Source organism: Micromonospora sp. NPDC093277 (assembly GCF_044765245.1).
Taxonomy (GTDB): Bacteria; Actinomycetota; Actinomycetes; order Mycobacteriales; family Micromonosporaceae; genus Micromonospora.
The window spans coordinates 516416-535775 of the sequence record NZ_JBIWJO010000002.1 but is presented as its reverse complement, the minus strand read 5'-3'; the positions used below and the strand labels follow the sequence as shown (position 1 = coordinate 535775).

General features: G+C 76.0%; 15 protein-coding genes and 1 pseudogene. 7 read left to right on the top strand and 9 right to left on the bottom strand.

What is annotated here, in order from left to right; translation table 11 throughout:
• Positions 1-13 precede the first annotated feature (13 nt).
• From ACIRG9_RS07135 to ACIRG9_RS07125, 3 genes are all read right to left on the bottom strand, one after another.
• Entirely contained in the window at positions 14-3022 is a 3009-nt protein-coding gene (locus ACIRG9_RS07135) for an AfsR/SARP family transcriptional regulator (protein WP_402851425.1), read from the bottom strand.
• A 202-nt stretch (positions 3023-3224) separates the two neighbouring features.
• Entirely contained in the window at positions 3225-4286 is a 1062-nt protein-coding gene (locus ACIRG9_RS07130) for a flavin-containing monooxygenase (RefSeq protein WP_402851422.1), read from the bottom strand.
• A 20-nt stretch (positions 4287-4306) separates the two neighbouring features.
• Positions 4307-4504, bottom strand: coding sequence for a heavy-metal-associated domain-containing protein (locus tag ACIRG9_RS07125; RefSeq protein WP_402851419.1), 198 nt, complete (start codon positions 4502-4504; stop codon positions 4307-4309).
• Between the two features lie 216 nt (positions 4505-4720).
• Here ACIRG9_RS07125 and ACIRG9_RS07120 point away from each other — a divergent pair, with 216 nt between their 5' ends.
• Complete coding sequence (locus ACIRG9_RS07120; protein WP_402851417.1) at positions 4721-7960, top strand: heavy metal translocating P-type ATPase; 3240 nt, start codon at positions 4721-4723, stop codon at positions 7958-7960.
• Positions 7961-8082: 122 nt separating this feature from the next.
• Here the strand turns inward: ACIRG9_RS07120 and ACIRG9_RS07115 are convergent, their stop codons facing one another.
• Positions 8083-8796, bottom strand: coding sequence for a spermidine synthase (locus tag ACIRG9_RS07115; protein ID WP_402851414.1), 714 nt, complete (start codon positions 8794-8796; stop codon positions 8083-8085).
• A gap of 158 nt (positions 8797-8954) precedes the next feature.
• Between ACIRG9_RS07115 and ACIRG9_RS07110 the strand changes: the two genes are divergently transcribed.
• Positions 8955-9959, top strand: coding sequence for a zinc-binding dehydrogenase (locus tag ACIRG9_RS07110; protein ID WP_402851906.1), 1005 nt, complete (start codon positions 8955-8957; stop codon positions 9957-9959).
• A 65-nt stretch (positions 9960-10024) separates the two neighbouring features.
• Here the strand turns inward: ACIRG9_RS07110 and ACIRG9_RS07105 are convergent, their stop codons facing one another.
• Positions 10025-10633, bottom strand: coding sequence for a class I SAM-dependent methyltransferase (locus ACIRG9_RS07105; protein ID WP_402851411.1), 609 nt, complete (start codon positions 10631-10633; stop codon positions 10025-10027).
• 124 nt (positions 10634-10757) lie between these two features.
• Here ACIRG9_RS07105 and eccB point away from each other — a divergent pair, with 124 nt between their 5' ends.
• The gene (eccB, locus tag ACIRG9_RS07100) at positions 10758-12137 is read left to right on the top strand and encodes a type VII secretion protein EccB (protein WP_402851408.1); all 1380 of its coding nucleotides are present in this window, start codon (positions 10758-10760) and stop codon (positions 12135-12137) included.
• Between the two features lie 46 nt (positions 12138-12183).
• Here eccB and ACIRG9_RS07095 read toward each other — a convergent pair whose 3' ends face one another.
• Positions 12184-12789 (bottom strand): class I SAM-dependent methyltransferase, encoded by a 606-nt coding sequence (locus ACIRG9_RS07095; RefSeq protein ID WP_402851405.1) that lies wholly within the window; start codon positions 12787-12789, stop codon positions 12184-12186.
• 70 nt (positions 12790-12859) lie between these two features.
• On the opposite strand from ACIRG9_RS07095, the pseudogene ACIRG9_RS07090 reads away from it, so the two are divergent.
• Positions 12860-13027 (top strand): annotated as a pseudogene (locus tag ACIRG9_RS07090) (GNAT family N-acetyltransferase); the annotation flags it as partial.
• Between the two features lie 89 nt (positions 13028-13116).
• Here the strand turns inward: ACIRG9_RS07090 and ACIRG9_RS07085 are convergent.
• A complete protein-coding gene (locus ACIRG9_RS07085; protein WP_402851402.1) occupies positions 13117-15291 on the bottom strand; it encodes a molybdopterin-dependent oxidoreductase in 2175 nt (724 codons plus the stop codon).
• A 257-nt stretch (positions 15292-15548) separates the two neighbouring features.
• Here ACIRG9_RS07085 and ACIRG9_RS07080 point away from each other — a divergent pair, with 257 nt between their 5' ends.
• Together ACIRG9_RS07080 and ACIRG9_RS07075 are read left to right on the top strand one after the other, a co-directional pair.
• On the top strand, positions 15549-15941 hold the full coding sequence (locus ACIRG9_RS07080) for a DUF2267 domain-containing protein (RefSeq protein ID WP_402851399.1): 393 nt from the start codon (positions 15549-15551) through the stop codon (positions 15939-15941).
• Between the two features lie 40 nt (positions 15942-15981).
• Positions 15982-16719: a thioesterase II family protein gene (locus ACIRG9_RS07075; protein WP_402851396.1), complete on the top strand. Its 738-nt coding sequence runs from the start codon at positions 15982-15984 to the stop codon at positions 16717-16719.
• 3 nt (positions 16720-16722) lie between these two features.
• Here the strand turns inward: ACIRG9_RS07075 and ACIRG9_RS07070 are convergent, their stop codons facing one another.
• Both ACIRG9_RS07070 and ACIRG9_RS07065 read right to left on the bottom strand, forming a co-directional pair.
• Positions 16723-17958 carry a hypothetical protein gene (locus ACIRG9_RS07070; protein ID WP_402851393.1) on the bottom strand — a complete coding sequence of 412 codons (1236 nt, stop codon included), beginning with the start codon at positions 17956-17958 and terminating at the stop codon, positions 16723-16725.
• Between the two features lie 31 nt (positions 17959-17989).
• Positions 17990-18508, bottom strand: a complete 519-nt coding sequence (locus tag ACIRG9_RS07065) for an NUDIX hydrolase (protein ID WP_402851390.1) — start codon at positions 18506-18508, stop codon at positions 17990-17992.
• A gap of 349 nt (positions 18509-18857) precedes the next feature.
• On the opposite strand from ACIRG9_RS07065, the gene ACIRG9_RS07060 reads away from it, so the two are divergent.
• Positions 18858-19352, top strand: a complete 495-nt coding sequence (locus ACIRG9_RS07060) for a type II toxin-antitoxin system PemK/MazF family toxin (RefSeq protein ID WP_402851388.1) — start codon at positions 18858-18860, stop codon at positions 19350-19352.
• Positions 19353-19360 lie beyond the last annotated feature (8 nt).

Below are 19360 nucleotides of genomic sequence, written 5' to 3'. Positions count from 1 at the left end.
AGCCGCCGTCCGGTTACCGTCCGGCGTGCTCCGGATCCGCCGTCGCCGGGCCGGCCGGCCACCGGGCCGAATCGGCCTGCGGCCCCCGCCCGCTCGCGGACGCCAGCTCGGCGGTCAACGACCGGAGCCGGCGCCGGGCCCACGGGAACTCGCGTTCCTCAAGGAGCTCCACGGCCCGGCGGCACTCGTCGGTCGCGGTGGCCGCGTCGCCGTCGGCGTACGCGATCCGGGCCCGGCCCCAGGCCGCCCAGGCCTGGCAGCGCGGGTTGGCGCTGCGCCGGGCGGTGTCGGCCGCCTCGGCGAGCATCGCCGGTACGCCGTCGACCTCGCCCCGGTCCAGCCGGGTGTGTGCCAGCTGGACGAGGGTGAAGGCCAGCGCGTGCGGGGAGGGGTTGCGCCGCGACTCCGCCGCCGCCTCCTCGAGGACGCCGATCGCCTCGTCGTGCCGGCCCGCCTCGCGCAGCGCGATGCCGAGGTGCGCCAGGATCCCGGCCGGCAGGAGACGGTCCCCGGCCTGCCGGATCAGGTCGAGGCTGCGGCGCCACTGCTCGGCGGACCGCGCGAAGTCGCCCGTGCGCAGGTCCAGCAGGGCCTCCACGTAGCAGACCGTCCCGTGCCACCAGGGGTCGTCGGTGTCGCCCATCTCGCGGCGGGCCTGCACGACCATCGCCCGATACCGGTCCGGGTCACCGTCGTACTGGCCCTCCCAGGCGACGACGAGCCGTGAGGTGGCGGTGTTGACCGGGTCACCGAGCCGCTCGAACTCGGCCAGGCTCTCCCGGGCGGCGGCCCGGGTCTGTGCCGTGGGGTAGTAGACGCCGAGTGTGCCGATGCGCTGCAACGCGACGGCCCGCGCGGCGGGTGCGCCCCCGCCGGTGGCGAGCAGCGCGGTCAGGGCCCGGATCCCCTCGTACCGGGGGCCGTAGTTCCAGAACAGGAAGAGCGCGTCGGTCAGCCGCAGGCCGGCGTCGATCCCGTCGGTCCGGTCGAGGCAGCGGTCGACGGCGGCCCCGAAGTTGTCGTGCTCCTCGGTCATCCGGGACCAGGCGTCGGCGTCGGAGCGCACCTGCGGGCCGTACCGTTCGGCCAGCTCGGTGAAGTGGGTGAGGTGCCGGTCGCGGGCCGCCGCGGTCTCACCGGCCTCGGCGAGCCGGGCGGCGGCGTACTCCCGGATGGTGACCAGCAGCCGGAACCGCCCGGTGGCCGGGTCGGGCACCACGAGGGAGCGGTCGACCAGGCGGAAGAGCAGGTCCAGGACCTCGTCCGTGGCGAGGCCGGCGAAGGCGCAGACCCGCTCGGCGGCGGTCAGGTCCCAGCCGCCCCCGAACACCGCCAGCCGGCGCAGCAGCCGACGCTCGGCGTCGGTCAGCAGGTCGTGGCTCCAGTCGAGGGTGGCCCGCAGCGTCCGGTGCCGGGCCTCGCTGGTCCGCGCTCCCGCCGTGAGCAGCGCGAAGCGGTCGTGCAGCCGGGCCGCGATCTCCACCGGCGGCAGCGCCTTCACCCGGGCGGCGGCCAGCTCGATGGCCAGCGGCATGCCGTCGAGTTGGCGGCAGATGTCCGCCACGATCGGCGCGGCCGACTCGTCGAGGACGAACCCGGGGCGGACCGCCCGCGCCCGGTCGACGAACAGCGTCACCGCCGGGCTGTCGCCGAGTCGCGCCAGGTCGGCCGGGCCGTCGGGTACGCCGAGCGGCGGCACCGAGAGCTGGGTCTCCCCGGGTACGGCGAGGGCCTCCCGGCTGGTGGTGAGTACGGTCAGCGCCGGGCAGGCCGCGACCAGCCGCTCGACCAGTTCCGCCACCTCGTCGATGACGTGCTCGCAGTTGTCGACCACCAGCAGCGCCCGGTCGGCGCCCAGCCAGCCGACCAGCGCCGCGGTCGCGGCCGCTCCCGGCCCGCCGGCGGCCACGCCGAGCTGACCGGCGACCGCCTCGGGAAGATCCGCCCCGGTCGGCACGGCGGCCAGGCGCACCAGATGCAGCCGGTCGGCCAGGGTGTCGTCGACCTGGCGTGCCGCCTCCAGCGCCAGGGTGGTCTTGCCGACGCCGCCGGGGCCGGTCAGCGTCACCACCCGCGCCTCGCGCAGCCGGTCCAGCACCCGGTGTACGTCGTTCTGGCGGCCGACGACCGAGGAGAGCCGCCGGGGCAGATCCTCCCGCTGCGACGCCCGGGGGGCCGGTGCGGTCCGGATCCGCGCCGGGCCGGCTCGGTCGACCGGGCTCGCCGCCGGCGGGGCGGGCGCCGGCGTGGGGGCGGGCACCTGTTGCCTCAGGATCGCCTCGGCGAGCGCCTGCAGTTCGGGCGCGGGGTCGATGCCCAGTTCGTCGGCGAGGCGGTGGCGCAGCGCGTGGTACGCGGTGATCGCCTCAGCCTGCCGCCCGCCCCGGTAGAGCGCCAGCATCAGCAGTCGGTGCAGCCGTTCGCGCAGCGGGTGGGCGACGACCAGGCGTTCCAGGTCGGCGACCGCCTCGGCCTGCCGGCCGGCCGCCAGCAGCAGTTCGAGACGGTCCTCCACCGCGCCCAGGCGCAGCTCCGCCAGGCGGGCGGTCTCGGCCAGCGCCCAGTCGGCGTCGCCGACGTCGGCCAGGGCCGGCCCGCGCCACAACCGCAGCGCCTCGTCGTAGCAGGCCAGGGCGGCGGGTCCGTCGCCGGTGGGCGCGGTGCGGGCCCGCTCCAGCAGCCGTTCGAAGCGGTACGCGTCCACCGCGTCGGGCGCGACGGCGAGCTGGTAGCCGGGAGCGCGGGTGACCAGCAGGTCGCCGCCCGCCCCGGCGCCGGCCAGTGCGCGCCGCAGCTTGGACACCCGCAGTTGCAGTGCATTCGTGGCGTCGGCCGGGAGCTGGTCGCCCCAGAGCGCGTCGGCCAGCGCGTCGGCGGAGACCACCCGGCCCGGGGCGAGGACCAGGCGGGCCAGCAGGGCCCGAACCGCCGGGGCGAGCGGCGCGGCGGGGCGGTCGGCCACCCGGAGCTCGATGGTGCCGAGCACCCCGAAGCTCACCGTGGGCCCGCTGTCCCGGCTCATCGAACTCCCGCCCGCTGCGGCGTCGGCCCTGGCCCCGCCCCGATCGCCGGGCGGTTGCCCGGGCTGGCCCATGCTACGTCGCGGTCAACCCTGGCCGGCCTGGCCGAACGGCGGAGTGCCCGCCGCCCGGGCCAGCCGGACCTGCGCGTGGGCCAGGGGTTTGCGGCGACCAGGAATCCGGGTCCCGGGCCGGTGGGCCGGGTCAGGCCGCGACCGCCGGCGCTGGCCGCCGATCCTCGGCCAGCCGCGCCGCCAGCACCTCGGCGTCCCGGCCGACCCAGCCCAGCACCGCCGAGCCGCGGGTGCGCTGCCAGGGCAGGCCGAGGAAGTACAGCCCGGGCCAGTCGGTCACGCCCTCCCGCTGCGCCGGCGCGCCGGACGGGTCCAGCACCGGTACCTCCAGCCAGGGGTAACGGGGGCGGAACCCGGTGGCCCAGACCACCGCGTCCACCCGCCGGCGCCCGCCGTCGGCCAGCAGCAGGGCGTCCCCCTCGGCGTCCACCACCCGGCCGACCCGGTCCACCCGCCGCAGCAGGCCGCTCACGTCGCCGCCGATGATCGGGTTCTGGGCCGCGATCCGCCCACCCAGCCGGCTGTCGCCGCTCAGCCGCATGGTGCCCAGCCGGGAGAACCACCAGAAGATGTCCCGACCGAGCCACCGTTGCGGCAGCACCGGGCCGATGGCCGGGGCGGCCAGGACCACCCGCCGGCCGTGGTCGGCGAGTTCGGCGGCGATCTGGACGCCGGTGTTCCCGCCGCCGACCACCGCCACGACCGGTCCGGGCAGTTGCTCCGGGTTCCGGTACGCGCTGCTGTGCAGCTGGGTGGTCCCCGGGGCGAGCCGGCCGCTCACCTCCGGCACCCAGGGTGTGTGGAACGCCCCGGCGGCCACCACCACCCGCCGGGCGTGCAGCGTCCCGGTCGACGTGTCGACGGTGAACCCACCCGCCGTGCCGGGACGGACCGAGGTGACCCGGCAGCCGAGCCGGACCGGCAGGTCGAAGTGCGCGGCGTACGTGGCGAGGTAGCCGGCCACCTCGTCCTTGCCGGGGTGCCCGTCCGGGTCGCCGGGGAACGGCAGGCCCGGCAGGGCGGAGAACCGTCGTGGGGTGAACAGGGTCAGCGAATCCCAGCGCCGCCGCCAGGCGTCACCCACCCGGGCGTGCGCGTCGAGGATCGCGAAGGGTACGCCGGCGCGGCGCAGGTGGTGGCCGAGCGCCAGCCCGGCCTGGCCGCCGCCGACGACCACGGTGTCCAGGTCCATCGGTCCGTGTCCTGTTCCGCTCAGGCGACCTGGTGGCCGGCCTCGCCGATGGCCGCCACGACGGCGGCCCGGTCGGCGTCACCGTCGACCCGGACGGTGCGCGTCGTCAGGTCCACCGCCACGGCGCGGACCCCGGCGACCAGGCCCACCTCCTCCCGGATGGCCTCGACGCAGCGGCCGCAGCTGATGTCCGGCACGGAGAGCACGAGCTGGTGCACGGTTCGCTCCTTCGTTCGGTGGGCCACCGGAGTGGCGGCCCGACAACTCGAACCGTGCCGGCGGGCGCTGTCCGCGCCCTGTCGCGTACGCCCAGCCGGGCCGACGGGTCGCGGACAGCGGGCGGACAGCGGCGGCCGGGAGCGTGGCGTCACCGGCCGGCGAAGGCGGCCGGACCAGTGGGCGGCTGCGACGCCCGGTACGAGAGGAGCAGTGCTATGACGACACCGACGGTCGCCTCCGGCACGCTGGACATCGGCGGGATGACCTGTGCGTCCTGCGTGCGGCGGGTGGAGCGGGCGCTCAGCCGGGTGGACGGCGTGGACCGGGCCGAGGTCAACCTGGCGACCGAGACGGCGACCGTGGTCTACGACCCGGCCCGGGTGAGCCCGCCGGCGCTGACCGCGGCGGTGGAGCGGGCCGGCTACACGGCCGCCGTCCCCGCCGACGAGCCGCGCCGGCCGGACGCCCCCACCCACGGCGCGGCGGATGACGACGCCGAACGCGTCCGGGCCGAGGAACGGGAGGTCACCCGGCTCAAGCGGACATGGCAGCTCACCCTGGCCACCGGTCTGTCGATGATGGTGCTGATGTACCTGCCGCTGTCCATCGACGCGATGGACTGGCTGATGCCGGCGCTGCTGGTCGTCGCGACCGTGGTGCAGTTCGGGGCCGGCCGGCCGTTCTACCGGGCGGCCTGGGCGGCGGCCCGGCACGGCGGCGTCAACATGCACACCCTGGTCGCCCTCGGCACCACCGTCGCGTACGCCTACAGCGCCTTCGTCACGCTCTGGCCGGCGGTGGCCGAACGGCTCGGCCTGCCGTTGCACGTCTACTTCGAGATCTCCGTGGTGGTCATCGCGCTGGTGTTGACCGGCCGGTGGATGGAGGCCCGGGCCCGGCGGCAGACCGGCGCGGCGATCGGCGCGCTGCTCGGGCTGCGGCCCCGGACCGCCCGGGTGCTGCGCGACGGCGTCGAGACCGAGGTGCCGGTGGACGCCGTCGCGGTCGGTGACCTGGTCCGGGTTCGCCCGGGCGAGCAGGTGCCGGTGGACGGCACGGTCACCGAGGGCGCGTCCACGGTGGACGAGAGCATGCTGACCGGCGAGAGCATGCCGGTGTCGAAGACGGTCGGCGACGCGGTCATCGGCTCCACCGTCAACCGGACCGGCTCGGTGGTGTTCCGGGCCACCGCGGTGGGGCAGGACACCACCCTCGCCCAGATCATCCGACTGGTCCGCGAGGCCCAGGGCGGCAAGGCGCCGATGCAGCGGCTGGTCGACGTGGTCTCCGCCTGGTTCGTGCCGGCGGTGATCGGGCTGGCCCTGCTCACCTTCGCCGTCTGGGCGGTCGCCGGACCCGACGGCGGGCGGCTGACCTTCGGCATCGGCACCGCGATCGCGGTGCTCATCATCGCCTGCCCCTGCGCGCTCGGCCTGGCCACCCCGACCGCGATCATGGTCGGCACCGGCAAGGCCGCCGAACTGGGCATCCTCATCTCCGGCGGCGACGCCCTCGAACAGGCCCGGCGGATCACCACGGTAGTACTGGACAAGACCGGCACGCTCACCCGCGGCCGTCCCGACGTCACCGTGGTGCACACCGCCGCCGGCGTCGACGCCGACCAGCTGCTGGCCTACGCGGCGGCAGCCGAGACCGGTTCCGAGCACCCGCTCGGCGAGGCGATCGTCCGGCATGCCCGCTCCCGCGACCTCGCCGTCCCGGCGGCGGACTCGTTCGCGGCGGTGCCCGGACACGGCGTCGAGGCGGAGGTGGCCGGCCGCCGGGTGCTGATCGGCAACCCGGCGCTGCTGCGAGAGCACGGCGTCGATGTCGCCCCGCTGTCGGGCGCGGCGGCCGAGGTGGCGGCGCGCGGCGGCACCCCGGTCCACGTGGCGCTCGACGGCCGGCTCGCCGGCGTGTTCGGGGTGGCCGACACCGTCCGCCCCGAGGCCGCCGAGGCGGTCGCCCAGCTCCGCGCGCTCGGCCTGGAGGTGTGGATGCTGACCGGCGACAACCGGGTCACCGCCGAGGTGGTCGCCCGCGAGGTCGGCGTCGCGCACGTGATCGCCGACGTCCGGCCCGAGGAGAAGGCCGCCCGGGTCGCCGCCCTGCGGGAGCGGGGCGCGGTGGTGGCGATGGTCGGCGACGGCATCAACGACGCGCCCGCGCTGGCCGGGGCGGACCTCGGCATCGCCATCGGCACCGGCACCGACGTGGCCATCGCCGCGTCCGACATCACCCTGGTCGGCGGCGACCTGCGCGGCATCGTCTCGGCCATCGCGCTGTCCCGCCGTACGGTCACCACGATCAAGCAGGGGCTCGGCTGGGCGTTCGGCTACAACGTGCTGCTCATTCCGGTGGCCGCCGGGGTGCTCCACCCGACCTGGGGAATCCTGCTCGACCCGTCGCTGGCCGCCGCCGCGATGGCGATGAGCTCGGTCAGCGTGGTGACCAACGCGCTACGGCTGCGTCGCTTCCGCCGGCCGGAGACCGCCGCCGCGCTGCGGCCCCGGCTGGCCGCCCGGGTCGGCGGGTGGGCGTACCTGGCCGGGGTGGCCGCGCTCGCGCTCGCCGTGGGCGCCGGCTTCACCGCGCTGAGCCGTACCGACGCCGCCGCCCGCGGCATGAACGGGGTGCTGGCCTGGACGCAGGGCACCGGCATGCCGATGCGCCCGGCGATGAGCACCATGATGACCGCCGAGACCGAACCGGTGCCCGCCGAGGAGGCCGGGATCCGGGTCGACCTGCGGATGCCCGCCGAGGTGCTGCCCGGCCGACCCACCACCGTGCGAATCCGGGTCACCGACGCGGAGACCGGCCGGCCGGTACGCGACATCGGCCGCAGCCACGAAGCCTGGATGCACCTGATCGCCGTCCGGGACGACCTGGCCAGCTTCACGCACGTCCACCCGCAGCCGGCGGGCCGGCCCGGCGAGTTCGACGTCACGCTCACCTTCCCCACCGAGGGCCGGTATGTCGTGCACACCGAGTTCCGCCGCAGGGGCGAGCTGACCGACGTGCTGCAGCGGAACGACGTGGCGGTCGGCGACCCGGCCGACGTCATCCATCAGCTGCCGGCGGTCTCCGGGCGGCAGCAGGTCGCCGACGGCGTACGGGTGACCCTGGACGGGACCGCGAAGGTCGGCCGGAGCCGGTTCACCTACCGGTTCGCCGACGCGGCCACCGGCCGGCCGCTGACCGGGCTGCGGCCGTACCTCGCCGCCGCCGGGCACGTGGTGATCATGTCGGCGGCGGGGGACAGCTTCGCCCACGAGCACGCCGAGACCGAGGACGCCGACGGCCGGCCGGTGTTCGCCCTGCCCGGCCAGGCCTACGGGCCGGATCTCGACCTGCACGTCGACTTCCCCCGTCCGGGCCGGTACCGGCTCTGGGGTCAGTTCCGCCTCGCCGACGGCCACGTGATCACCGTCCCGTTCACCGTCGACGCCCGCTGAGGCCGGTCACCGCCGGCCTGGGCGAGAACTCCCCTCGTGGGCGGCTCCCGACCGCGGAGTCGCCCACGTAGGTCGGCTCCCGGTCGACCGGCCGGGGAGTCGCCCACGCAGGTCGAGCCCGGTCATCGCCGGGCGACGTAGACGGTGTTCGCGGCCTCCCGGCCCTGCAGCGGGTTGGGGAAGCGGACGACGTGTGCCACCGAGGTCGGGAACACCTCGGTCAGCACCCGCTGGAACGCCGAGTCGGGCGGGTCGTTGGACCAGAGCGCGAAGACGCCGTCGGGATGCAGCAGCGCGGCGAGCCGGCGCAGCCCGTCCACGGTGTAGAAGGCGGCGTGGCTGGGATGCAGCACCTGGCGGGGCGAGTGGTCCACGTCGAGCAGCACCGCGTGGAACCGCCGCCCCGGTGACTCCGGGTCGAGGCCGGTGCCGCCGGCGACGGCCGCGAAGAAGTCGGCCCGCACCAACCGGGTACGCGGATCGGCGGCCAGCCCGGCGGTGAACGGCAGCAGGTCCCGCCGGTGCCAGTCGATCACGTCCTCGATCGCCTCGACCACCAGCATCGAGCGGACCCGGGGATCCTCCAGCGCGGTCCGCGCGGTGTAGCCGAGCCCCAGACCGCCCACCACCACGTCCAGGGCGTCCCCGGCCAGCGGCGCCAGCCCGAGCCGGGCGAGTTCGATCTCCGCGACCGGGAACAGGCTGGACATCAGGAACTCGTCGTCGAGCTTCACCTCGTACACGTCGACGTCGAGCGACGGGTCGCGGCGCCGCCGCAGGCTGATCTCGCCGATCGGGGTCTCCCGCCAGGCCAGTTCCTCGAATCGAGCCGCCACCCCGGGGTCCTCTCCGCCGCTCCGTGCCCGGATGTTACCGGCCCTTCGCCGCGCCGCCCGCCGATCCGCGCGGCTCAGCCCTTTTTCGTCGCGGCGGGTATCGCCCGTCCCACGCCGGGTACGGAGGAAGCTGGCGGAAGGAGCAGAGCGTGGCGGAGATGCTGGCCGGGCGGCTGCACGTGGCTGAGCGGGCGTTGCGGATGGAGACGGTGCCGGTGCCCGAGCCGGGGCGCGGGCAGGTACGGATCCGGGTCGCCGCCGCCGGGGTGTGCCTGTCGGACGTGCACCTGATCGACGGCACCCTCACCCCGCTGTACCTGTCCGATGACGTGGTGACCCTCGGTCACGAGGTCGCGGGCACGGTGGACGCGCTCGGCGAGGGGGTGCGGGGCTGGCAGCCGGGCCAGCGGGTGCTGCTCCAGGCGGGGGAGCGGGACCGGTTCGGCCTGGTGCTCACCCGCGGCGTCGACTACGACGGCGGCTGGGCCGAGTACGCCCTGGCTCGCGAGGACACCCTGGTCCCCGTCCCCGACCTGCTCCCGTTCGAGCAGGCCTGCATCATCCCGGACGCGGTCTCCACCCCGTGGGCGGCGGTGACCGACACCGCGCGGGTACGGCCCGCGGAGGCGGCCGGGGTGTGGGGCGTCGGCGGGCTGGGCGCGCACGCGGTGCAGTTGCTGCTGCTGGTCGGCGCGGCCCCGGTGATCGCGGTGGATCCGTTGCGGGCGGCCCGGGACCGGGCGATCGCCCTCGGTGCGGACGTGGCCCTCGACCCGAAGGACGACGGCTTCAAGGACGCCGTGCTGGAGTTGACCGGCACCCGGGGGTTGGACGTCGCGTTCGACTTCGCCGGTGTCAACGCGGTCCGCGAGCAGGCCATGACCGTGCTCGGCCGGCACGGCCGGCTGGTGCTCGCTGGCATCGCCAACCAGCCGATCAGCATCCCGTCGGACAGCCGGTTCAGCTACAACCGGCAGGCGGTGCTCGGCCACTACGGCTCGGAGGCCGAGCACGTCGGGCAGCTGGTGACGCTCACCGGGCTGGGCCGGCTCGACCTGTCCGCGTCGGTCAGCGACGTGCTGGCGCTGGCCGACGCGCCGGAGGCGGTGCGCCGGGTGCAGGACAAGCAGGGCGACCCGATCCGGCTGATCCTGCGCCCGTGAACCGGGCACCAGCGGCCCGGTCGGCAGCCACGTCCCGGCGCCGACCGGCTGCCAGCCGGGGCGGATCAGCCGGCGGGTCGGGTGGCGACGACGAGCGTGTCGAGGGCGTCCGCGCTGCCGCCGTCGGCGGTGGGCACCGGCCTGCGAGCGGTCTCGGCCCGCTCGATCCGCAGCCCCGCCAGCCCGTCGACCACGGCCTCCGGGGTGAGCAGGATCCCCGGGTCCTGCGGGCCGCCGACGCCGCCGGTGAGGTTGGCCAGGTCGTGGCCGACCACGACGAGGGTGCCGCCGGGGCACAGCGCGCCGCGCGCCGAGTCGAGCACCCGGGCCCGCTCCTCGGCGGGCAGGTGCAGGTAACAGATCAGGACCAGGTCGTAGCTGCCGGGCACCGGCCGGTACGCGGTGACGTCCGCGACCCGCCACTCGACCGGCACCCCCCGGTGGGCGGCCAGTTCGCGTCCCCGCTCGACGGCCACCTGCGAGAAGTCCACCGCGCTGACCCGCCAGCCGCGCTCGGCCAGCCAGACCGCGTTGCGTCCCTCGCCGGCCGCCAGGTCGAGCGCGCTGCCGGGGGTGAGTCCCTCGACCGACTCGACGACGAACCGGTTCGGCTCAACGCCCCACACCAGTTCCGGTGTGTCGGCGTACCGCGCGTCCCAGTCGCTGCTGTCCACGCTGTCTCTCCCCTCGGCGTTGCCGCGCCGCCACCGTGACCGTACCGGCCGCTGCCACGGAGGGTCCACGAGACATCGACGCAGCGCATATCCTGTGCCCCGACGATCCACCGGAAGGGACGCGATGCCGTCGCGGCAGGACCAGCTCCACTCGTACCAGTTCACCGTCCAGCGGGCGGTCGCCGCGCTGGTGATGCGGGAGACCGACCCCGCGCAGTCGCCGTTCCGGCGGCTGGCCGGCGCGGGCCTGGCCAGCGTGCTGGTCGCCGTGATCGCGCTCGGCGGCGTCGCCCTGTACGGCCTCTTCGCCGGCGGCGGCAGCTCCTGGCGGGACCCGACCGCGGTGATCGTGGAGAAGGAGTCCGGCGCGCGGTTCGTCTACCGGGAGGAGAGGCTCCACCCGGTGCTCAACTACGCCTCCGCGCTGCTGATCATCGGGGCGGAACAGCCGAAGACGGTGCTGGTCTCCCGCCGCTCCATCGACGGGGTGCCGCGCGGAGTGCCCCTCGGCATCGCCGACGCCCCGGACTCGCTGCCCGCGCCGGCGCGGCTGGTCGGCGGGGCGTGGACGGTCTGCTCGATCAGCGCCGGCGAGGCGGGGCGTGCGGAGGCGCGTTCGGCCCTGCTGATCGGGCGGGACGCCACCGGCGGCCGGCCCCTCGGCGAGCAGGGGCTGCTGCTGCGCCACCCGGACGGCACCCTGCACCTGCTCTGGCACGACCGGCGTTACCTGCTCCGCGACACCGACCGGGTGCTGGCCGCACTGGCCGCGACCCGGGAACGGGCCGTGCCGGTGGCCGCGGCGTTGCTCAACACCGTGCCGGCCGGCGCCGACCTGGCCCCGCCCCCGGTACCCGACCTCGGCGAGCCCTCCGACCGGGTCGCCGGCGCCACCGTCGGCGACGTCTACCTGGTGCGCAACTCCGGCGGGGGTCGCCAGTACGCGGTGGCCGAGCGGGGCGGGCTGGCCGGAGTCACCGAGCTTCAGGCCGCGCTGCTGCTCGCCCGGACCGGCCAGGGTGACCCGAAGCCGATCACCCTCGGTCGGTTCGCCGCCCTGCCCAAGCTCCCCGACCGGGTGCCGACCGGGCCCGCCGCGCCGCCCGCCGTGCCGCCCCGGCTGGCCACCGTGGACGGCGGCGCGCTCTGCGTCCGGGCCGGCGACGACACCGGCGTACGCGACGTCCGGCTCGGCGCCATCCCGCCGGACCTCTCCGCCGCCGCCCGCACCGAGACCGGCCGGGGTGGGCTCGCCGACCAGGTGGTGGTCGAGCCCGGCCGGGGCGCGGTGGTCGAGGCCACGGCGGCGCCCGGGGCCTCCGGCGGCGCGCTCTGCGTGATCACCGATCTGGGCCGGCGGTACGTGCTCCCCGGCGGCGACGTGCTCGGCATGCTCGGCTACGCCGATGTCCGCCCGGTCCGGCTGCCGGCGAGCCTGGTCAGCCTGGTGCCGGCCGGCAGCCCACTCGACCCGACCGCCGCCCGCACGGTCGCCCCGGCCTGACCACGCTGCGGTGCCCGGGCACGGGGACGCCGGCCGGGCGAACGGGTCACTCCGCGGGCTTGCGCAGCACGGTCACCGCGAAGTCGGCGTCCTCCCGCCAGGGGCGCAGGTCCCAGGTGGCGAAGCGGTGCTCCAGCCGGAGGCCGGCCGCCACCGTGTCGGTGTCGAAGTCGGTGAGCGGGTAGCCGCGGTCGGTGCCGAAGCCGACCACCAGGATCCCGTCCGGCCGGAGGTGCGCCGCGATCCGGCTCAGCACCGCCCGCTCGCTGCCGGGAGCTACGAACGCCAGCACGTTGCCCACACAATCGGCGGCGTCGAACGGCTCCGGCTCTCCCTGGGCGGCCAGGTCCAGTTCGGCGAGGTCGCCGACCAGCCAGCGCGGCCCGGGGTGGTCGACGCGGGCCGCCTCGACCAGGGCCGGGTCGGCGTCCACCCCGACGACACGGTGGCCCCGAGCGGCGAGGGCGGCGCCGACCCGGCCGGTGCCGCATCCGGCGTCCAGGATCCGCGCGCCCGGCCGGACCATGGCGTCCAGCAGCCGCGCCTCACCGGACAGGTCCGCCCCTTCGGCGGCGAGTCGGCGGAACCGGTCGATGTACCACTGCGAGTGCCCGGGCCCGGTCTCGGTCACCCAGCGGGTCGGCTTACCCATTCCGCCACCGTAACCGGATCATCGTCGGCCGGCGCCGACAGGGTGCGGCCGGCGTGGCCGTGCCGACCGCGGGGTCTGGACCATCCAGTCCGGGGTGTTCCCGGAGAACACCGCCAGCCTGGCGCTGCACGCACGGGCCGGGTTCCGGACCGTCGGCGTACGCGAGCGGGTCGCCCGGCAACACGGTCGCCGGCGGGACGTCGTTCTGGTCGAACGACGCAGCCCGGTCGTCGGCTGACGGCACCGGCGGCGGGTCCGCCACGCCGGCCTGCGTTGGCCGTCGGCCCGGCCCCGGCTCCTCGGGCTGCCGGCCCGGCCGCCGCTTCCTCAGCCCGCCGGGACCGACTCCGGCGGTCGAATCGCGGGCCCGGTCGGGTCGACCGCAGGGTCGCGGGGTGGTGGGGCCGGCGTGGCCTCGCCGTCCCGGGGCGGCTCGGCGGCCAGCAGCCCGGCCGGTACCGGCTCGACCTCGACCCGGCAGTCGTGGAACGTCGGGGCGCCACCGAGGTCGGTGTCCCGTACGGCGGTCACCGCGTTGACGGTGGCCCGCCCCGGGCTCAGCCGTGCCCAGTACGCCTTGTAGGTGAACGCCAGCCCCGGCCGGGTCGCGTCGTCCACGGCGACCGCCGCGAGGAAGGCGCCCCGGTCGTTGTGGACCCGTACGGCGTCGCCGTCGACGAGGTCGCGCGCCGTCGCGTCGTCCGGGTGCAGGTGCACCCGGGGTGGCCCGGTCCGTCGGAGGTGCCAGGGCAGCGAGGCGAAGGTGGAGTTCATCAGGAACCGGCCGGCCGGGGCGACGAGGACCAGCGGGAACCGGCGGGCCAGCTCCGGGTCGGCGGCCTCGGCCGGCGGGGTGTAGCCGGGCAGCGGATCGACCTCGTGCCGGGCCAGCGCCGGGTCGTGCAGCCGGGCCCGGCCGTCCGGGGTGGGGAAGCCGCCGTCGGCGTACGGGGCCGTGCCGACCGCCACCCCGGTGGCCCGCGCGTACGTCCGCTCGCGCAGTTCCTCGAAGCTGAGTGGGGTGCCGCGCAGCAACTGCCGGGCCAGGTCCTCGTCGCTGTCCCGCAGCCGGGGATGGTCGATGCCCAGCGTCGCTGCGATCCGGCGGAAGATCTCGGTGTTCGGCAGCGCCTCGCCCGGCGCCCGGGTCACCGGCAGGTTCAGCGTCGTGTAGTGGTGGCCGTAGGAGGAGTGCAGGTCCAGGTGCTCGGGCTGCATGGTGGCCGGCAGCACTACGTCGGCGTAGTCGCAGGTGTCGGTCCAGCGCTGCTCCAGCACGACGGTGAACAGGTCGTCGCGGCGCAGGCCGGCGAGCAGCCGGGTCTGGTCGGGGACGGTGGCGGCCGGGTTGGCGTTGAACACCACCAGGGACGTCACCGGCGGGTCGGCCTCCCCGGTGAGCACGGCGGCCAGCCGGCTCATGTTCACCGACCGGGCGGACGGGGCGGGCAGGTCCGGCGGCCGGACCACCGGACCCTCGTCGATCGGGTGATGCCCGCTGGTCGAGACGAGGGCGCCCCCGCCCGGGTACCGGAAGTCCCCGGTGACCAGCGGCAGCGCGCAGATCGCCCGGATCGCCTGGCCCGCGCCGCGGTGCCGTTGCAGGCCCAGCCCGACCCGGATCGCGGTGGGCCGGGCGGTGGCGATCCGCTCGCCGAGGCGGTGGATCACCTCGACCGGCAGGCCGCACTCGGCGGCGGCCCGCTCCACCGGCCACTCGCCGAGCCGGGCCGCCAGCTCCGGCCAGCCGACGGTGTGCGCCGCGAGCCACCGCTCGTCGGCGGCGCCGGCGTCGAGGACGTGGCGCATCAGCCCGAGCGCCAACGCGGCGTCGGTGCCGGGCAAGAGCGCGATGTGCTCGTCGCTGCGGGCGGCGGTCTCCGTGCGCAGCGGGTCCACGGTGACCAGGTACGCGCCGCGCTCCCGGGCCTGCTGCACGAACGGCCACAGGTGCAGGTTGGTGGCGAGCGGGTTGGCCCCCCACAGCACGATCAGCTTCGCGGCCACGATCGACTCGGGTTCGAAACCGACCGAGCCGCCGTAGATCGAGCCCAGGGCGGCCCGCGCGGCGCCGGTGCAGATGGTGGTGTCCAGCCGCGACGCGCCCAGGTGCGCGAAGAGCCGTGGGCCCATGCTCCAGCCCTGCACGTGCCCCATCGTGCCGGCGAAGTAGTAGGGCAGCACGGCTTCCGGGCCGTCCCGGTCGATGCTCGTGCGTAAACCGGCGGCCACCCGGTCGACCGCCTCGGCCCAGCTCGCCGGGCGGTAGGAGAGCTGCCCGACGCCCTTCGGGCCGGTCCGCACGTACGGCGTGGTCAGCCGGTCGGGGCCGTTGACCGCGTCGAGGTAGCGGTTGACCTTGCCGCAGAGCGCGCCCCGGGTGAACGGGTGGTCGCGGTCGCCCCGCAGGGCGACGGCCCGGCCGTCCTCCACGGTGAGCTGCCAGACGCAGGTGTCCGGGCAGTCCAGCGGGCAGGCACCGGGGTGCGTGGTACGGGCCATGCGCGGAGCCTACCGACCAGGTCCGATGGCGTGGTGTCACCGGCGATGGTGTCCCGAATGACCGCCACCACCCGGTTCGTGAGCTGGGGCGATGGCGGTCGGCGCGCCGTTTGCCCCTGACGGGCGCGGGTAACCGGCGACGGCTCCAGCTCGCTGCGCCGAGCTGGAGCCCCCGGGGCGCTTCGCTCGCCGCGGCGACGGACGCGCCGAACCGGAGTCGTCGACGACCCGGGCGGGCGGCGACGACAGGAGGCGGCGTGCGGTTTCCCCGATTCGTCGAGGCGGTGTCCCGCCGTGCGGAGCTGCCCACCGGGCAGGCCGCGACGATCTGCCGCGCGGTGCTGCAGACCCTCGCCGAGCGGGTGACCGCCGGCGAGGCGGACGACCTCGCCGTGCAGTTGCCGGACGAGCTGGGCGGCTACCTGGCCGCCCCGACCGCCGGCGCCTCGACCGGGGGAGGGGTCACCTTCCTGCGCCAGGTGGCCGAGCGGGCCGGCGTCGACCCGGCGGTCGCCGAGGTCGGCACCCACGCGGTGATCGCCACGTTGCGCGAGGCGGTGACGGTCGGCGAGTTCCAGGACCTGGTGGCGCAGCTGCCGAAGGGGTTCGACGCGATGGTCGATCCGATCCCGCGCCACGACGAGCGTTGACCGCTCCCCGGCGAGCGGGTCGAGCCCTATCCTCTCCAGTGTGAACTGGTTCGTCTCCGCCGGTAACCGACCCCCGGCGCCGGTGCGGTTGTTCTGCCTGCCCTACGCCGGTGGCGGCGCGAGCGTCTTCCGGCGCTGGCAGGAAGGGCTCGGCCCGGACGTCGAGGTGCTGCCGGTCCAGCTGCCCGGCCGGGAGAACCGGATCGCCGAGGACCCCCACTTCGACATCGCCGACGTGGCCGCCGCCATCGCCTCCCGCGCGGACCGCCCGTACGCGATCTACGGCCACTCGATGGGCGGCCGGGTCGCCTTCGAGGTGGTCCGGGAGCTGCGCCGGACCGGGGCCCCGCTGCCGCTGCGGCTGTACGTCGGCGCCGCCCGTGCCCCGCACGTCACCGCGGCCAGCTTCTTCGACGGGCTGTCCCGGGTGGACGACGCGGAGCTGCTGCGCCGCCTCGCCGACGGCGGCGGCCTCCCGGTCGAGGTGCTGGACCACCCCGATCTGGTGGAGCTGCTGCTGCCGCAGCTACGGGCCGACTTCGGCCGGGTGGACGGCTACCGCTACCTGCCCGGCGAGCCGCTGCCGGTGCCGATCGTCGCCTTCAGCGGCGTGCGCGACCGGGCGGCCGCCGGCGAGCACAGCGCCGCCTGGGCCGAGCACACCGCCGCCGGGTTCACCCTGCACGAGATCGACGGCGGGCACTTCTTCCTGCTCGATCAGCTCGCCGAGCTGCTGGCCGCGATCCGCGCCGACCTGACCGCCGCACTCATGGTGTAGCGGTCACCACCGCTGCGGTGGGTCGGCGAGTTCGTCGTCGGACAGCTCCTGGGGCTGCGCCACCCAGGCGGAGTAGGCAGGCAGGCCGTGCCACGGGCCGCCGGCGCTGTCGGTGGCCACCGCCACCACCGCGTACGGGTGGCCGAACCGCAGCTCCGCCACGCGTACGATGCGCTCCGGCGGCAGTCCCACCGGCATGACCATTGCGGTCACCGCGGCGGCCTCGAAGCCGTACCGCCCGTACCGCGCCACCGCGGACTGGATCGCCTCGAACCTCGGGTGCGCCAGCCCGAGCAGCGTGCCGAGCGCCTTCGCGGCGGCGTCGAAGCCGAGCCCGGCCGGCGTCAGGTTGTGCCGGCTCTCCGCCGACCAGCACGGCAGCACCGCGCCGACCCGTTCCTCACGACCGAACGAGTGGACGGTCTCCTCCCGCAGCGTCCACAGCGGCGCGTCGCCCAGCGGCAGGTCGTACAGCGAGCGCCGACCCGGCGCGGTCCCGTCCGGGGCGATGGCCGCGTCGGCCGCGATTTCCTGAGCGGCGGCGAGCACCTCCGCCGCCGGTACCTCCGGTGCGGCGGCCACCGAGACCACCAGCAGCCCGGCCTTTCCGTCGGCGGTGGCCGTCGGCCGGGCCGGTGCGGCGTGCACCGCGACGTCACCGACCCGCGCGGTGGTCGCGATCCAGCACCGGTGTCCGTGGCCGGGGGTACGCAGCACCCGCTTCACCCGGCCCGCCCAGGCGCTGTCCGGCCCGAGCTGGCCGGTGGGCGCCACTTCGAACGGGGCCGCCCAGGACACCCGGGTGGCCAGCGCGCTGGCCAGGATCAGCAGGAGGTCCGGAGCGACGGTGACCGGGAACCGGTCGATCAGGCCGTCGGTGTGTTTCCGCGCCCACGCGTCCAGCGCCGCCTGGTCGGGCAGCGGACCGGTCTGCGTCTGCTCCGGGAGGGTCGCGCGCCAGCCCGCCAGCTCCGCGGAGGGTGTCCGCTCCCACAGGGCGGTGGCGGCGGCGACCAGCGGGTGCGGCGCTGCCAGCAGCGCGCGGGCCGCCGCGGCGGCGCTGTCCACGTCGGTGCCGAGCGCCTCCTCCAGCCGGCCGCGGGTGTCGCCGGTGGCGGCGGGGCCGGCGAGCGCGAGGAGCAGCCAGGCGCCGAGCGGGGAGGCCACGTGGTGTGCGTCCCCGGCGGCGCGGTGCAGGCGCTCGGCGTACTGGGCGAGGGATCCGTGGAGAGGATTCACCGCTCCACTGTGCCGGTTGCCGGCGGGAACGTCACGACCATATTTCGAAAGGTTCGTCGATCTCCTCGCCGGCCAGGAACGCCGGCAGCAGCTCGGGCAGCCGCCCCGGATAGCAGCGCGGCCGGTCGGCGATCACCTCGGGGACCGGCCACCAGCGGAACCCGAAGTAGTCCTCCATCTCGTAGTCGAGCCGGTGTGTCTCGTCCACGTCCGGTCCCCGCCCGGGCAGCCGGACCGGCACCACCACCTCGTCCTGGAGGTGGCGCGACCGGCGGTGGACGAAGCTGGCCCGCCGCCGCCAGGTGGGCGCCCCCACGTCGGCCGGCCCGACCACGATGCCGGTCTCCTCGCGCAGCTCCCGCACCGCCGCGTCGAGGTACGTCTCCCCGGGGTCGAGCCCGCCGCCGGGCAGCTCCCACCAGGTGCCGAGGCGGGGGTGGTCCGGGTCGTGGGTGTGGAACAGCAGCAACCGCTCGGCGGCGTCGAGCACCACGACCCGGACCGCTCGGCGTTCGAGTATCGGTAGATCGCGGGGGAGCTCCGGGATCATGGTCGCCTCCCGGCGGGTCGGCGGCGGGATGCCCGCGCTGGAGTGATGGCTGTCATGTCCAAGCTCTTCGGAGAGGTGGCCGGCGACTACGGCGAGGCCCGTCCAGGCTACCCAGCGGCGCTCGTCGAGGCGATCCGCAGGAGTTCCGCGACCGCCCCGACGACTGGTTCCACGCCGACATCGCCGACAGCGGCCTGTTCGCCGACGTCCGGTCGGTGCCGTTCCGCCGGGCGGTGCCGCTGGCCACGGCGGCGTACCAGCGGCTGGTCAAAGGTGCGCGCCGCGCCCCGGGTTTCGTCACGATCCGGCCGGTGTGTGCCGGACGGGGCCGGAGGATAGGCTGCCGGCCGTGGCAGGTCTGTTGAGGAGTGTGGCATCCCGGCTCGGCCGGATCACCGGGAGTGTGGTGGCGCCGGCCCGTACCGCCGGACCGATCCCCGCCCAGGTGGCCAGGCGCCGCCAGGTCACCGTGCTGCAGCGGCGCGAGCTGTCGTACGCCCCGGAGCTGGACGGGCAGGCCGACCCGGGGGAGATCGTCTGGACCTGGGTCCCGTACGAGGACGACCCCCGCCAGGGCAAGGACCGCCCGGTCCTGGTGGTCGGCCGGCAGAGCCGCACCCTGTTCGGGCTGATGCTCTCCAGCCAGAGCGACCGGGACGGCCAGCGGCACTGGCTCGCCCTCGGCCCGGGCGAATGGGACCGCGACCAGCGTCCGAGCTGGGTACGCCTCGACCGCGTGCTGACCATGCGTGAGGACAGCATCCGGCGCGAGGGTGCGGTGCTGGACCGGCCGCGGTTCGACCGGGTGGGCCGGGCGCTGCGCGCCGGCTACGGCTGGCTCTGATCGGGCAC

Bases quoted from the DNA above. Each gene is read 5' to 3' on its own strand.
- ACIRG9_RS07135 (WP_402851425.1), bottom strand. From the start codon at position 3,022: ATGAGCCGGGACAGCGGGCCCACGGTGAGCTTCGGGGTGCTCGGCACC.
- ACIRG9_RS07130 (WP_402851422.1), bottom strand. From the start codon at position 4,286: ATGGACCTGGACACCGTGGTCGTCGGCGGCGGCCAGGCCGGGCTGGCG.
- ACIRG9_RS07120 (WP_402851417.1), top strand. From the start codon at position 4,721: ATGACGACACCGACGGTCGCCTCCGGCACGCTGGACATCGGCGGGATG.
- ACIRG9_RS07110 (WP_402851906.1), top strand. From the start codon at position 8,955: ATGCTGGCCGGGCGGCTGCACGTGGCTGAGCGGGCGTTGCGGATGGAG.
- eccB (WP_402851408.1), top strand. From the start codon at position 10,758: ATGCCGTCGCGGCAGGACCAGCTCCACTCGTACCAGTTCACCGTCCAG.
- ACIRG9_RS07095 (WP_402851405.1), bottom strand. From the start codon at position 12,789: ATGGGTAAGCCGACCCGCTGGGTGACCGAGACCGGGCCCGGGCACTCG.
- ACIRG9_RS07085 (WP_402851402.1), bottom strand. From the start codon at position 15,291: ATGGCCCGTACCACGCACCCCGGTGCCTGCCCGCTGGACTGCCCGGAC.
- ACIRG9_RS07065 (WP_402851390.1), bottom strand. From the start codon at position 18,508: ATGATCCCGGAGCTCCCCCGCGATCTACCGATACTCGAACGCCGAGCG.